Annotated in this window: 9 protein-coding genes, 2 tRNA genes, 1 pseudogene and 1 riboswitch; of the genes and pseudogenes, 3 read left to right on the top strand and 9 right to left on the bottom strand. The window is 51.9% G+C overall.

Features of this window, described 5'->3' with window-relative positions; genetic code table 11:
- A pseudogene (locus NXS13_RS05575) lies at window positions 1-248 on the top strand (hypothetical protein); the annotation flags it as partial.
- Between the two features lie 1,378 nt (window positions 249-1,626).
- Here NXS13_RS05575 and NXS13_RS05570 read toward each other — a convergent pair.
- The 3 genes from NXS13_RS05570 to NXS13_RS05560 all read right to left on the bottom strand — a co-directional run bounded on the left by NXS13_RS05570 (window position 1,627) and on the right by NXS13_RS05560 (window position 2,882).
- Window positions 1,627-1,699: transfer RNA gene (locus NXS13_RS05570), tRNA-Glu, on the bottom strand.
- A gap of 27 nt (window positions 1,700-1,726) precedes the next feature.
- Window positions 1,727-1,798, bottom strand: a tRNA-Gln gene (locus tag NXS13_RS05565).
- Between the two features lie 109 nt (window positions 1,799-1,907).
- The gene (locus tag NXS13_RS05560) at window positions 1,908-2,882 is read right to left on the bottom strand and encodes a PHB depolymerase family esterase (protein ID WP_259158360.1); all 975 of its coding nucleotides are present in this window, start codon (window positions 2,880-2,882) and stop codon (window positions 1,908-1,910) included.
- Window positions 2,883-3,017: 135 nt separating this feature from the next.
- Window positions 3,018-3,165: riboswitch (FMN riboswitch) on the top strand.
- A 205-nt stretch (window positions 3,166-3,370) separates the two neighbouring features.
- Between NXS13_RS05560 and NXS13_RS05555 the strand changes: the two genes are divergently transcribed.
- Complete coding sequence (locus NXS13_RS05555) at window positions 3,371-4,099, top strand: nicotinamide mononucleotide transporter family protein (RefSeq protein ID WP_259289476.1); 729 nt, start codon at window positions 3,371-3,373, stop codon at window positions 4,097-4,099.
- Between the two features lie 69 nt (window positions 4,100-4,168).
- Here NXS13_RS05555 and gltX read toward each other — a convergent pair whose 3' ends face one another.
- Complete coding sequence (gene gltX / locus NXS13_RS05550) at window positions 4,169-5,650, bottom strand: glutamate--tRNA ligase (RefSeq protein WP_259289475.1); 1,482 nt, start codon at window positions 5,648-5,650, stop codon at window positions 4,169-4,171.
- Window positions 5,651-6,853: 1,203 nt separating this feature from the next.
- On the opposite strand from gltX, the gene NXS13_RS05545 reads away from it, so the two are divergent.
- The gene (locus NXS13_RS05545) at window positions 6,854-7,405 is read left to right on the top strand and encodes a MerR family transcriptional regulator (protein WP_259077822.1); all 552 of its coding nucleotides are present in this window, start codon (window positions 6,854-6,856) and stop codon (window positions 7,403-7,405) included.
- A 40-nt stretch (window positions 7,406-7,445) separates the two neighbouring features.
- Here the strand turns inward: NXS13_RS05545 and NXS13_RS05540 are convergent, their stop codons facing one another.
- The 5 genes from NXS13_RS05540 to NXS13_RS05520 all read right to left on the bottom strand — a co-directional run bounded on the left by NXS13_RS05540 (window position 7,446) and on the right by NXS13_RS05520 (window position 14,433).
- A complete protein-coding gene (locus NXS13_RS05540; protein WP_259289474.1) occupies window positions 7,446-8,243 on the bottom strand; it encodes a fumarylacetoacetate hydrolase family protein in 798 nt (265 codons plus the stop codon).
- 31 nt (window positions 8,244-8,274) lie between these two features.
- Entirely contained in the window at window positions 8,275-8,916 is a 642-nt protein-coding gene (locus tag NXS13_RS05535; protein ID WP_259077827.1) for an exonuclease domain-containing protein, read from the bottom strand.
- Window positions 8,917-8,931: 15 nt separating this feature from the next.
- Entirely contained in the window at window positions 8,932-10,788 is a 1,857-nt protein-coding gene (locus NXS13_RS05530; RefSeq protein ID WP_259158359.1) for a putative nucleotidyltransferase substrate binding domain-containing protein, read from the bottom strand.
- Between the two features lie 344 nt (window positions 10,789-11,132).
- A complete protein-coding gene (serA, locus tag NXS13_RS05525; RefSeq protein ID WP_259077830.1) occupies window positions 11,133-12,725 on the bottom strand; it encodes a phosphoglycerate dehydrogenase in 1,593 nt (530 codons plus the stop codon).
- Window positions 12,726-12,831: 106 nt separating this feature from the next.
- Window positions 12,832-14,433 carry a hypothetical protein gene (locus tag NXS13_RS05520; protein WP_259077833.1) on the bottom strand — a complete coding sequence of 534 codons (1,602 nt, stop codon included), beginning with the start codon at window positions 14,431-14,433 and terminating at the stop codon, window positions 12,832-12,834.
- Window positions 14,434-14,435 lie beyond the last annotated feature (2 nt).

Genomic DNA, 14,435 nt, shown 5'->3' with positions numbered 1-14,435 from the left:
CGTCGGGGACTTCCCGCGGATTGAATTCCTCCGGTGGGGCGGGTTCGTCTCAGTCGGGTTCTCAAGGGCGTGGGTTTGTTCCGATGATGAATCAGGCCCAGCCTGGTGAGGATCAAGGGCGGAAGCAAAAGCGTCGGATTAGTAATCCGGTTGAGCGTGAGGGGAACCTTCGGGATCTTCTTGGTGATCCCCCGGTTGTGATCCCTAAGGTAATCGGTGAGTGGATCAGAGACGAGGACACCAACTAACACCACTCTAAAAGAGCACCACCCAAACGACATTTCCGAGCCCTATTCGTCTGCCGATAACAAACGCTGTCTGTAGTTTAAGGATACGCCAGCTTGAGGGTCTAGAGATCGTTACAGGAAATGTAGAGGTATGACCCTATATTTTATCCTGCGCACACTGAGGTTTTCACCGTCAGCTCTTATTTAACTTGAATGCAGAGTGCGGGCGAAAAACCTTAGTGCCCCAGCACCCTTGGGAAAAATCTAGGTATAGTGCGTTTGCAGCGAGCTGTGATATCGACGGTGTTTTATCCAGCAACTGCTAGAGCGCTTTCAACCCTATGGGATACCTCGTCGGTTTTCAGCCTAACCAGTATCGGACGCTGTGTATGCGTTGCTGTTAATTCAGGCGTCTACCATCTCACAAGTGGTATAGGCCGCCGCCATAGACCCTGCGAATCGGAGTCCGGCTGTCCAAGCCACGCCGCTTCCGTAGACCTCGCTAAGGAATGGGAAGGAGCGATGATCCATCAAATACGGTTACTATTTGGCGCAAGCGGTACTGAACATTTTTTTACTCAAGTGATCTCAAATCAAAAGTTATCCATGCAGTGCGAAGCCTATTCAGTCTACTCACAGAATCACATGGGACTGGAACATTTGTTGAGTACGGACGCACCATCTAAAGGGTATGAGAGCTTCGAAGCTTCTATCTACCAGCGATATCTAACTGGAGTTTCTAAACAACAACATGCAGATAATAAGGGGTTGCAGTCCTACAAGCGTGACGAGTTTGTGGGAAGTGCAGTTGAATCTCCCAGGGTCTTGAGTCTAATTTCGACAGCGATCAGGACCGACTTTTTTCCGAATATATATTCAAGCTACACGGTGTCTGGAAGGCCCCCTAGATCGAATTGGGTTCTTTTCGGTAATGTGAATGCAGGCATTCTCGCCTGCATGAGCAGTTGTGCCAGCGCAGGGGATGTGGAGCTCGGGCGACACCACCTGGCGAACACTACCTTCGAATCGGGTTCGAGAAAGTTCTCAACATGAGACACTATGGTTCGGCAGCGATTTCGTGCTCAAGGTGGGGCCGTGGTGCAGGAGTTTATTGCCGCTGAGCATTATGTGGGCCGATCATCTAGGCACGGCACTAACAACAAAATGAGACGTGCAACTACATGGAGAGTTTCTAGCTTGCTATGCAACTGGCCTTGAAATACTTAGACGTTCGCGAAAACCTCGGGGAATTTAAAGTTTCATATTTTGTCCGCGAACCGTCTAATAACGATGCCCTGGTAACACTGCCACTAGACGGGCAAGAAAAAGAGGCAGTCGGTAGATTTCCACCGGCTGCCTCGTAGATCTCTATCCGCACTCTTTAGTATTCGCGGAATTGTACCCCGTACGGGATTTGAACCCGTGTTACCGGCGTGAGAGGCCGGCGTCCTAGGCCACTAGACGAACGGGGCATAGAACTAAGTGGATAAAACCACTTGCTGGCCTACCAGGACTCGAACCTAGAACGAGGGTACCAGAAACCCTTGTGTTGCCAATTACACCATAGGCCAATGCTGCTGCGCTTGAAAGCTGTTTCCGTGCGCAATGCAACGAAATGATATTTAACCAGTTACACCTCTCGAAAGCAAATCGCGAGCTAGGCGACTAGATCTTCTGGCTCTATTTCGACTTACTGCTGAGGAAATTCCAGATATAGCCCGGCAGGGATGGATCGAGTATCCACTTATGCGGTTGTCCATCGATCCGAATATGCTGCGTCTCAGCAGTACATCCACGATAAATATAACGCTCCCCATTCCCAAAGCGGTCGACGTCGGGAGTAGATTGTGAACAGCCGTTGCGTACCGCCTCAAAGTCGGCGGCGAAACGTGGCGCATAATAGTAGGCGCCGTGCCGTTTACCCCCCTCATAGGAAATGATTTGGTCCTCTGAGGAGTGCACGAAAAGCCCGGGCATCGGAGAACGCACGCAGCCGTCTAGAGTGGGAAAGTAGAAGGCGGCGGAGACCGTGGCAATCGCGGCGAAAGTTTCCGGCATCTTACACCCTAGGGCTGCCGCCATTCCCCCACCATTGCTGAAGCCCGCAGCGTAGACACGGTTGCGGTCGATTTTATAGTCGCGATCGATCTGCTCAAGGATTGCTCGTATGAAATCCATATCCTCTGAAGCCGTGGCTTTAGCGTAGGGAGCCCCCTCCCACGCACTGTCAAGCCCTTGGGGGTAAATCGCGATGGCTTCCTCCCAAGCTTTGGTATTAGCGAAGCCAGAATGTTTAACAAAGGCCTCTGCACCTTCTTTCCACCCGTGAAAGGCGAAAAGCACTGGAGCGGGAGCGGGATTGTCTAAATTGTACTGAGAGCCTATATGGACGATATATCGCCTGGTAATACCACTATCATCTCGCATTTCTACACTTTGCTGCATACCTGGAGCCACCGGAGGAACAGGGTTGTAGCTAAGATCCTCACCGTAACGAGCTACGTTTCGAGACAGAATATCCGCGCGCTCTTCGACAGCAGCTAGTTGGGGTTCCAAGAATTCTTCGACTCTCGGGGTCACCGCGTCGAGATGCAGCGGATCGGGTTGTGTGGAGCTGAGATCGTGCAGCGGGAATGCTATGAGTGAGCCGGCCAATGCTCCTATTAGAGCGCTAGTAACAAGACCACTCTTGGAGTGCGTCCGATGCCTTCGACGATTTATCATGATAGCTCTCAGTTTAACGGGATAAATGGGATTTCTGAGTATTCATCTCCGTTTGTTAGAATCGTGTTACGTTCTCAGGGCGGGGTGAAACTCCCCACCGGCGGTAAGACTTATATGAGTCGAGCCCGCGAGCGCCACTTTCCTTGGAGGTGGGTCAGCAGATCTGGTGCAACTCCAGAGCCGACGGTTATAGTCCGGATGAAAGAGAGCAGAAGTTAGCTGCAGCTAAAGACTGTCGATGGTTGCTCAACAAAGCAACCATACCGGCCTCGGCGCGTGGTTTCTTTTCAGCTCTGGTTATGAAGACTAAAAGAGAACCGCTCGTGAGGGCTCTTTCTTTATATCCAGCGCTCTAAGGAGAATGCTTCGCTTTTCACCTTGAGGATTTGCGTATTCCTACTACCTTCTGGAGTTTTATCGTGAATCTTCTCACTACCCTTCTTGATGCCACCCTCGTTATCGGCGGCGTCCCCATTTTATGGCGCGAAATCATCGGTAACGCCTTTGGTCTTGCCTCAGCAATCGGAGGCATGCGCCGAGTTGTGTGGGCCTGGCCTGTCGGTATTATCGGCAATCTGCTACTGTTTACTGTTTTTCTTGGGGGAGTCTTTCACACTCCACAAAACCTCGATCTCTACGGCCAAGCAGGGCGCCAGGTTATGTTCCTCATTGTCAGCGTATACGGGTGGTGGAACTGGTCGAAGGCGAAACGCCGCGGCATAAGGGAGGCTTCAGGGACTAATCCCAGCCGTTCAATTATCAGCGAACCCCACGATGAAGCAGCTGCAGTGGAACCACGGTGGGCCACTAATAAGGAGCGCCTCGGTCTAGTGGTCGCCGCTGTTGTTCTGACTGTTACTCTCGCCTGGGTCTTCTCGGCTCTGGGATCGTGGGGGCCTTTGGCCGACGCATGGATTTTCACCGGTTCGCTTCTCGCTACGTACGGCATGGCCCGTGGCTGGACTGAATTCTGGCTAATCTGGATCGGGGTTGACATCGTAGGTGTACCACTATTGCTAAGCGCAGGCTACTACCCGTCAGCCATCCTGTATATCATCTACGGCATTTTCGTTATCTGGGGCTTCTTTGTGTGGATGCGAGTACAACGAAATGCTGCGCGATCTCCGCTAGCTTCGGCTGAAGTTTAACCAACAAGACCCCTTAAACCTCATATCGGTTAAGGGGTCTTGTTATCGGGCAGCGGGTCCTGGCTCAGACTAGTTGACTATTTGGAACGGGGACTGCTCCAAGGCACGACGAAGTCTAAACAGAGTGGAATCCTTACCGAGCAATTCCATGGACTCGAAAAGTGGCGGTGAAATGGCCTCTCCAGAGATCCCTACTCGCAGTGCTCCGTAGGCAATACGCGGCTTGAGTCCAAGTTCTTCAATTAGGGCCGTCGATAGCGCCTTTTCAATCTCAGGAGTTGTCCAATCAGCTATCGCTTCTAAGGCCGCAATACCGGCGCGAAGTGGTTCGAGGGCAGCCTCTTTGAGGTTCTTTCGCGCAGATTTTTCATCCAAGATGAGATCTTCATCGGCCGTAACCAAGAATTTTAATAACTGCCAGGCGTCTGAGAGCGTCTTGATGCGAGTCTGCACTAATTCTGCAGCAAGGGCGAACTTCTGCTTCGGGTAGTCCGCGGGGAAATCGTAATACCGCTCTAAGTAGTCGCGTAGCCGATGCGTGAAATCATCGAGCGGAAGCAAGCGAATATGATCGGCGTTGATTGCTTCGAGCTTCTTTTGGTCAAAGCGAGCTGGGTTTGCAAGAACATCAGTGACCTCGAAATTCTCCACGAGCTCCGTCACACTGAAAATATCGCGCTCCGAGGAGAGCGACCAACCCAGCAACGCTAAATAGTTCAGCATTCCTTCAGGAATAATGCCCTTATCGCGGTGGTGAAAGAGGTTAGATTCGGGATCGCGCTTGGACAACTTCTTATTGCCCTCCCCCATAACAAAAGGCAGGTGGCCAAAGGTGGGAGTGTGCTTGGCAACACCTATCTCCTTGAGGGCCTCATATAAGGCAAGCTGGCGCGGAGTTGAGGGCAGAAGGTCCTCGCCACGCAAGACGTGAGTGACGCCCATCAGGGCATCGTCTACGGGGTTGACCAGTGTGTACAGCGGAGCACCGTTAGATCGGGCAACTACGAAATCGGGCTGGGTTTGACGTTTGAACTCGATGTCCCCGCGCACTAGATCGGACCAACGCCAATCATTCTCAGGCATCCGTAACCGCCACACTGGCTGGCGGCCTTCAGCCTCAAACGCGGCGATCTGCTCCGCGCTCAGATCACGATCGAAGTTATCGTAGCCCAATTTCGGATCGCGACCAGCCTGCTTGTGACGTTCTTCTACTTCTTGAGCGGTTGAGTAGGCGGGGTATACCCATCCTGACTCTTTAAGTTTTTCCAGCACATCCTGATAGATCTCCATACGCTGCGATTGCCGGTACGGGGCGTCGGGACCGCCGATATTGACGCCTTCGTCCCAGTTAATTCCTAGCCACTCGAGAGAATCAATAATCGCCTGATATGATTCCTCGGAATCGCGGGCGGCATCAGTATCCTCGATGCGGAAGATCAGCTTTCCCCCCGTATGGCGAGCGTAAGCCCAATTGAAGAGGGCGGTGCGCACCATGCCTACATGGGGGGTGCCAGTTGGTGATGGACAGAATCGTACGCGTACTTCAGACATGGTTACTTAGTGTAGTTCATCGACACGTAGATATGCCTCTTGGAATCTATCAGGCGCTAGAAAAGGTGAAGCTTCAAGATTCCAGAACTTATTAGCGCACAGATTTTTAGTCGAAGATAACGTGCTTAGTCATGCCCTACTAGTCGAATCCTGGTTGATACGTGGGTCATACTTGGGGAGACCATAGGTAGGTTCCACAATTGTCAGTCACTCTGCACGCATTCACACCGGTTTTCCTAGCAGAATTCGCCCGCGGCAATCTCTAGCCTTTGCAAGGGGCCTGGTTGAAAAGCTCTTTGATTATTTAGTTCACATACGAGGAGATCTGGGAGCTAGTCGAGACTGTGCCCGTGCTACACGACACTCGTGAGCAAGCTGCATAATCTCTGCGAACACTACGTGGAGATATAGCCTTATTCAATCGTGACAGAGAGTTCTTAAACAAATCCAGACAAGGTGTGCTGCGAATAGCAACAAACATTATTCAGAGAGCTATATTCGTCCAACATAAAGACCACTGCTTCCTATCCGCACGGCACAACACTAAGAATCTTTTCCGCTCCATACTCTAAACCTTCCTGCTAATCAAAACCCGAGGTGACCTCTATGGAGAAGATGCAGGCAGCTCGTTAGGGCCTACTCGTTATCGTTTCGCCAGCTATATATTTCAGCCGCCGCGGACAGTAGGAAACTATCGGCACCGTCCTAAGAAAAATCAAAAATTATGATCAATTGGGGCACCATGGCCCACAACTTCTCTCTTGAGGTCTGCTGTGGTCAATAAGTTTAGGCCCTGACACCCCGTCCAATACCCTGCCCGATAAAGCCGTGACGAGATACCTGTGATCAACCGGCGAGACTATCTATACCCATGTGCCCGACGAGGAGAATATATGTCTCCCTGGCGCTTTCTCCCAAAGGTACACCGCCCTTAAGTCCCTAGCTTCGTTACTGACGATATAGCGTCACTTTGAGAGATTAGGCGAGAGATTAGGCGATTTTGAAGTTGTCTATACGCCTGCACGAACGCGTAGGCGCTGGTGGGTGGGGTCACGAAGGTAGTGCGATCGTTGCGAGATCAGGGCTTCTCATGGATGCTTGAAATGTCTTCGCTACTCTGGCGACGTTCTGGAAGGCGTTGATATTGGCAGTTTCACCATTATGCTTGACATCACGTTACGGAAGGCTGGAAGGGTAAGCACTATGCACACGAGAACCATTGGAGAGGTCGCGGAACTCTACCAACTGACCAAGCGGACTCTCCACCACTGGGATGATATCGGGCTTCTCTCCCCTTGCACCCGGTCATGGCAAGGTCATCGCCTTTACAGCAATGATGATATCTCGCGTCTGCAGACCATCATTATCTTCCGCACCATCGGAATGAGCTTAAAAGAAATTTCGGCGCTGCTCGATAGTGATGATTACCCCCATAATCTGCGGCCATATCTCCACCAGCAGCGAGCCTACGTGGAACAGCAAATCGTTTCACTGCACGCAATGCTCGGTGAGATTGACGCACTATTGTCCAAGGAGACACCCGTGAGCGAAACCGATGTGAACCAAGCCCTAGCCCCATTATGCTGCCCACCAGGTTGTTGCGACCCCGCAACCTGTGATGATCAGCAGTGCTGCCCTCCTGGAGCAACAGCTGATAGTCCTTGCTGCTGCGCCGACGGTGCAAAATCGGAGCTACCGGTAGTGGAAGACACGCATGATTGCTGCTGTTCTTCTGACAAGAAAGCTGCCGAATAAAAAATTGGCCTAAGCGATATATATCGTTTAGGCCAATTTTTTATGCCCGTTCTACTGGGTTAGCAAGTTTTCCCAAGCCTGGAATCTCGATTTCGATGCGATCACCTGGAACCATTTCCGCGGTACCAGCTGGAGAACCAGTGAAGATAATATCGCCTGGCAATAACGTCATAGAGGCCGTAATAAACTCGATGATCTCCCCGATATCCATAATCATCTCCCGCGAATTTGAATTCTGCTTCGTAACAGTCTCACCCTCATGAGTTAAGTAGGCCCTAATCGGTACGTCCTCAGTATTAATGGCGTCGAGATCGGTCTCAATCCATGGGCCGATGGGTGCAAATGTATCGATACCCTTTGCCCTCGCCCACTGGTGATCGGAAAATTGCAACGAACGAGAGGATACGTCGTTGACGATGGTATAGCCAAGCACAACCTGCCTCCAGTTATTGGCACTGACATTTTTGCACGGCTTTGCAATGACGAGCCCTAATTCACCTTCAAATTCCACGTTGTGGGCGAAATCGGGAATCCTGATGGGCGCCTCAGGCCCCACTACTGCGGTCGGCGGCTTGAGAAACAGGGTGGGTGGTAACTCTTCGGATGTTTTTCCAAATAGATCCCTAACGTGGTCGGCATAGTTACGGCCCACTGCCACAATCTTGCTCGGCAGCATCGGCGCAAGAACCTTGACCTCCTCCAACGGATACTCTTTACCGCTATAACGGGGAGAAGTAAAAGGGGTACCCTCAATAACCCGACACCACTGCTTGTCATCGCGAGACTCAACAGTGCAGAAAAACATTCCATCTGGGGTAGCTATTCGTCCAAATCGCATAAACAGAGATTCTAACCTAGAATATTGCGCGCTACCCCATCAAACCTTTGGCGGTTGCAGCCGGTAGATGAGCTTGTTGGGCGAGAAATAACTCTGCGCAGGCTAGAGCGTCGGTCAATGCGTTATGGTTGCCATAATCAGGAAGACCGTAGCGCCGACGCACTACGGCTAGTCTCAGGTCTTCCCCCCGCGGATAGGTTCCCATGCGCTCCATATGGCCTCGCTCGATCTGAAAGGTATCAACCGTATCGAAGGAAAAGCTCGCGGCGAAGTATTTCTTTGTCGCCCGATTGAGAAATTGGGTTTCTAGGGCGGTGAAGTGATTGAGCATCAATCGTCCGTGCATAGCGAACACAAGCCTTCTTATAGCATCGGGTTCGTTCAGCCCGTGCGCCACTTCATCGTCAGTCAGATGGTGAATGGTGGCGGAGGATCCTACTAGGTGACCACGCACTAATTCATAGCCTGCGCTCGACATATCTATGGTTGGCCCATTGACAGCTACCCAACCGATCGCGAGGATATTGTCCGTATGAGGATTCAGACCCGTTGTTTCCATATCCACAGCTAGAAGCTTCAGCTCAGCAAGCTGAGCATCTAGACTTGGGATGCCAGAGTCTAAAAATGCTTGATACTCTGCAGTTATTTGAGGTCTTTTTAAGAAACGAAACATGCCTATCGACTCCTGCTAGATGGTGCGCACGGGATATGTGGTGGCCAGTGCTGTTTGCATGCTCTTGATAATGCCGAAGGCATCCCTTAAGTGTTCGCGGTCCATTTTCCCCAAGAGTATGGGATCGATGTGGTAATCAGGATGTAGTCCGCCGCGAATCTGCTTTCCTTGATGCTTAAAAGTCAACGAGTTAAGAAAATCAAAGGAGTCGATCAGATCCTGGGCACCCTGGGCGCTGACGACTCCGTGCTCGTGCGATACCTTTAGCCGGTCACGAGTGGAGATCTCACTGACACCGGCAGTGATTGCGTAAAGTCTTGCCATTTGCACAATAGCCGCTATTCCGCCCTTTTTAATGTCCAGGGTGTGCCGGTATTCACCGTCACGTTCGAGCACAAATCCACGAAAAAAACCTAGGGGAGGTTCTCGACGCGCTGCAAGGGCCGCCAAGTGTGCGTGAAGGCGTCGTGCCTTATGCGCCATTTGATAGGCGGTTCGGCGAACCATATGCTCGAGTTCCGTCTGACCAAAAAGAGAGCGCATATCGAAGAAGGTCTGGACGTAGAGGAGGGAGTCTGGTTCGGGGGCGGTGATCCACCGGTGAAAGGAAGTAATCCACTCGTCTTCTGTCATTCGCCACGTTGGGTTGGAGACCATCATATCTCCGGGGCACAGGGGTTGGCCGGCGGCTGCAAGATGCCGGCTTGTATAATCACCAAGTGCTTGAAAGTAGTCGCCATGGAGTTTTTCCTCATAGCTATTATCTAGGATCAAAGCATTATCTTGGTCAGAAGCAAATCCCATCTCACGGCGTCCCTGGGAACCTAGTGTGATAAAAGAGAACGGAACGGGTGCCGGGCCCAGATGCTCAATAGCCATCGATATAATATGGCGGCCGAGGGCGTCGGCAGACACATTCATCACGCTGGAGATTTCTCCTGGGGAGGAACCCCGTTCAATAAAGCGCAACGCCACCTCACTAGCAGAGGTGTGAACCTCTTGAAGCTGCTCAGTGGTGTATTTATTCTTAAGATCCGCAAGTAGATAAATCGGGTCTGATTGCAGCAATCGCATAATGTCGGGGGAACTGACGATACCAGCCAAAGTTGTGCCATCAAGGACAGGCAGGTGGTGTATGGAAAATTCGGTCATCATGAGCATGGCCTCAAAAGCTTGTGCCGTCGTAGCGATAGTGACCACATTGGTGCTCATGATCGTGGAGAGCGGCTGACTTACGTCAAGAGCGTTGGCTACTACCTTTTTTCGAAAGTCTCGGTCGGTCACGATCCCTACGAGCTGAGAGTCCTCAAGAATAATAAGAGAGGACACATTGGTCTTGTGCATCCTGATGGCGGCATCTTGAATACTGGTCGTAGGGGATGCTGTCGTGGGGTTTGCCACCATGAAATCAGAAATAGAGCGACGCAAAAGGTCTGTTGCAGCTCCTTGACGCAAAGTCGTGGCGGTGGCGTGGATGCGGCGAGTGTGCGAGGCGAAATAGCGAGCAAAAGCCTCGTCGTGATTAGCTATTCGCCTAAAGCTGGCCTCAGGAATGAGATAAAGAAGACTGTCTTCACACGCTTCGAATGAGTACTTTAGGCTCTCGCCGCTGATGAGGCTGGAATACCCGAAGGAACGGCCAGATTCGCGCCGATCTACGAGGATATTGTCTCGATCGAGAACGTCGACGGCTCCCTGGCGGACGAGGTAAAGAGTGGTATTGGCATCACCAATATTCTTAATTCGCTTGCCGCGGCGAACGTAACTGATCGCGAGTTCAGTAGCGAGCACACTGAGGATTTCGCTGGGGAGTTGGGCATAAGGCGCTTGAGTGGAGAGAAAAGCGGTGACTTCTACTGATTCAACTGTCATCTTCCCCACTTTAGTGCGTGAAGCAGAAGTATGTATCCCCTAAGGATAGGGATCTGTGAGACTATCTCCCCCGCTTTGTGGGTAGAATTCAATTCTCGGCTCTAATTCGGGAATAGAGATATACACAGATGAAGAAGATGTGACGCATTTTACCCAGCGCGAGCAGACGCACATCAACCCTCGTGCGAAGATACGCACCTGCACCTACTGGCTCGAGATAGCAAAGCCTACTGAAATAAAAATCGCGGCAGCCTCGACCCCCGTGTTCGAAGCTGCCGCAACTCGCTCCCCATATGGCCCTTTAATCTGAGCGCTCCCCTCAGGCGGGCTACCTTATCCCATTCCTATCCGAGATCAAGTTGGAAGGCTACAGCCCCCAAGTCAGCTGCGATTGATTCCACGACATCATCGTCGACGGGGCGATCCACTCGCAAAATCAAGACGGCTTTATCACCAGAGGACTCTGTGGTCAAAGCTGCGGCCACAATATTGACCCCATAATTGCCCAGAGCAGTACCGACACGCCCCAATGCACCAGGTGTATCGGCATAATTGAAGAATAGGTTAGTGCCTTTAGCTCGCAGATCGATGCCGCGGCCATTGATGCGCACGATTTTTTCTTCGCGGTCGAGCCCCGTGAGGGCACCAATCAGTGAAATCCGAGAGCCGTCAGCTGCAATCGCCGTGACATCTAATACCGAGCGATGCGATACCGACTCGGAACGCGTACTCACCTCCAAAGACACTCCCCGTTCTTTGGCAATCATCGGTGCATTCACGAATGTGACTTGCTCATTGACAATCCCAGCAAAGAGGCCACGCAGTGCCGAGAGGCCAAGAACTTCCACATCCTCGGTGGACAATTCACCGCGAGCTTGCACCTCTAAGCGGATTGGGGCTTGTGCCAACATATGGCTGACGGTCAGGCCGAGCTTACGCGCTAGTTCGAGCCACAGGGCTACTTCTTCACCCACTTGACCCGCAGCCACATTCACCGCATCAGGGACAAATTCGCCGGCTAAGGCTCGCAGGCAAGAGGCCGCCACATCGGTACCAGCACGATCTTGTGCCTCAACAGTCGACGCTCCCAAATGAGGGGTAACTACCACTTCATCGAGGTCAAATAGCGGAGAATCGGTGCACGGTTCAGTGGCGAATACGTCAAAACCAGCACCCCTGATGCGCCCACTGCGTATCGCCTCAGCTAGAGCGTGTTCGTCAACCAATCCCCCTCGCGCTGCGTTGATAATAATCTGCCCGGGCTTAGCGTGAGCGAGCAGTTCAGCGTCGAACATTCCCGCGGTCTCCGGAGTCTTGGGTAGGTGAATCGTTATAAAATCAGATTGCTCAACCACCTCCACCAAAGACAGCAGCTCCACGCCTAATTGGCCTGCACGCGCCGGGTTCGCATAAGGATCAAAGGCGATAATTCGGGCCCCGAACGCCGTGAGACGTTGCGCGAATAACTGTCCGATATGGCCAAAGCCGATAATGCCAATCGTTTTACCGTAGATTTCTACACCGTTAAAGGACGAGCGTTTCCACTTACCGCGGCGCAGCGTTGAATCAGCCGCCGGAATTTGACGAGCTGTGGCTAGTAGTAGCGAAATTGCATGCTCGCACGCCGAGTGGATATTTGAGGTGGGTGCATTGGCGACCATAATTCCCAGCTCTGTGGCTGCCTGGATATCGACGTTGTCCAGCCCCACGCCCGCGCGACCTACAATCTTTAGACGAGGTGCCGCCTGCAAAACCTCTCGGTCTACCGTAGTCGCGGAACGTACTAACAGCGCGTCAGCCTCTGCAACTGCTGCCATCAATGCCTCACGATTGGGGCCATCAACCCAGCGAACCTCAACCTCATCTCCAAGCGCATCAACAGTTGACTGCGCCAATTTATCAGCAATTAAAACTACGGGGCGATGTGAAACGCTCACGTTGTATATTCTCCTTGACAGGTGGGTTTGGCCGGATGAAATATCACCCATAGGCTCTTAGTGACGGTCAATACTGATATTGACTATGTGTAGTGTATCCCACACCTTAGCGAAGAGCAGGAAATTCTTGGCTCTTTTGACTACGTTTTAACATCTTCAACCGAGGTTGCACCTGGTCAATATCAGCTACCGCAAGCGGACTATCGGGAAGTAGCTCTAGAGCTGGATGGTAATACGGCGGTAATTCCGCCGCTTCCTTTAGGTATTTCTCTTTTCCCACAATCAAGTGGACATAGGACAGCTCATCGTAACGCGTAGTGAGAGGAAAATCAGTAATAAATATTTTTTGTGGCAGATCCTGCGCCCTCACGACTAAAGAAAGCCACTCGCTGGCTTTTTCCACCTCACGATTGTCCGCCGTGTGATCCTCGGTATCTCGAGCCGAATCGGTGTGGAAATAAACCCCCACATGAGGCGCAATAACTTCCGCTTTGAAGCGTTGCAATTCTTTAAAACTGCGGACCTTGATGATTCCGTATGCATCGGCATCCTTGAGCTGCTCCAGCCATCCATCCAACTCCGATAGATTCGTATTGTCCATATCAAAGAAAACTGCTGGGCTAATAACGTGATCATAAAGTTTACCCATCTCCGCGCTATCAGCCCGCGCTTGGGCCAATCTTTCGGTGAAGATGCCGCTATGGTCCACCCTCTTAGTCGCAGGCATCTCTACCGCCGCAATCGAGCGCTGCGGGAAGACGAGGCCGCGTCGACCCGGACCTGGCTGATATTGTGTCAGCTGCTCACCTGCCTCGATTCGATCTGCAAGTTCTGCGGCACTACCAAACTGTTCACCCAGGGCCACTAATGGATGATTGGATAATCCTGCTACCTTGCGCATACTTTCCACGCTAAAGCGGGGATCAGGAAATGCCAGAACACGTATTTTTGCACCGAAAGCTCGCGTGCTGGCAACTGCTGCAATACTTGAATCTGCGGATGCAATTACAATGGGGGCAGTATCTGCGTCGCGTTTAGAATTCAGCGGGAAAGGGCGCAATTTTTGGCCACCGTCTGGACGGCCAAAACGCTCTTGCGGGCTCATGTCAGCAAATTCTTCATCCCATGCAGGCACCAATTCAACGGCCTCATCTCCTGGGAGCTTAGCCACACTGCGGATCACAGATTTTTGATACGTTATCGCTTTGCGCTGGAATTGCAGTGCGGTGAGGTCCCCTAGAGCTACCGGAGTTAACGTATCTTTGATGATTGCTACATCCCCACTGAGCGAGGCCAAAGGCACATCTCCGACGAGTAAGATAGTTTTGACACCCAGGCGATCGATTTCGGCGATAATATCGTCGCGGTCGTCGTCAGTCATGGTCAGCATCGGAGCATGAGCAACCACTGCGATGCTGGCTGCACGCAACTGGTGGGCAATATCTGCGTCTGAAATCACCAGAGTTTCCGCAGCCTCGAAGAAGTGTCTTACCGCCGCAATCCCCGAACCAGTGTCGCTTAATACAACTGGTTCCCGATCGAATATAGGATTGACATGGTGCCCTAGATTCCTGGTTCGCGATTGCTCTAGATGATCGGCAACTTGAGTAGTTGGAATCGCTGAAATCTGGCGAGCCGGATCAGTGGTACACGCGCCGAGCACCAACGACGCTAGCAGGACGCTTGACAGTATTTTCCAATAACGCATGA

This window comes from Corynebacterium sp. ES2730-CONJ (genome assembly GCF_024834055.1).
Lineage (GTDB): Bacteria > Actinomycetota > Actinomycetes > Mycobacteriales > Mycobacteriaceae > Corynebacterium.
The sequence above is the reverse complement of the archived record's forward strand: the minus strand, read 5'-3'. Positions and strand labels throughout refer to the sequence as shown.

Bases quoted from the DNA above. Each gene is read 5' to 3' on its own strand.
- gltX (WP_259289475.1), bottom strand. From the start codon at position 5,650: ATGTCTGAAGTACGCGTACGATTCTGTCCATCACCAACTGGCACCCCC.
- NXS13_RS05545 (WP_259077822.1), top strand. From the start codon at position 6,854: ATGCACACGAGAACCATTGGAGAGGTCGCGGAACTCTACCAACTGACC.
- NXS13_RS05540 (WP_259289474.1), bottom strand. From the start codon at position 8,243: ATGCGATTTGGACGAATAGCTACCCCAGATGGAATGTTTTTCTGCACT.
- NXS13_RS05535 (WP_259077827.1), bottom strand. From the start codon at position 8,916: ATGTTTCGTTTCTTAAAAAGACCTCAAATAACTGCAGAGTATCAAGCA.
- NXS13_RS05530 (WP_259158359.1), bottom strand. From the start codon at position 10,788: ATGACAGTTGAATCAGTAGAAGTCACCGCTTTTCTCTCCACTCAAGCG.
- NXS13_RS05520 (WP_259077833.1), bottom strand. From the start codon at position 14,433: ATGCGTTATTGGAAAATACTGTCAAGCGTCCTGCTAGCGTCGTTGGTG.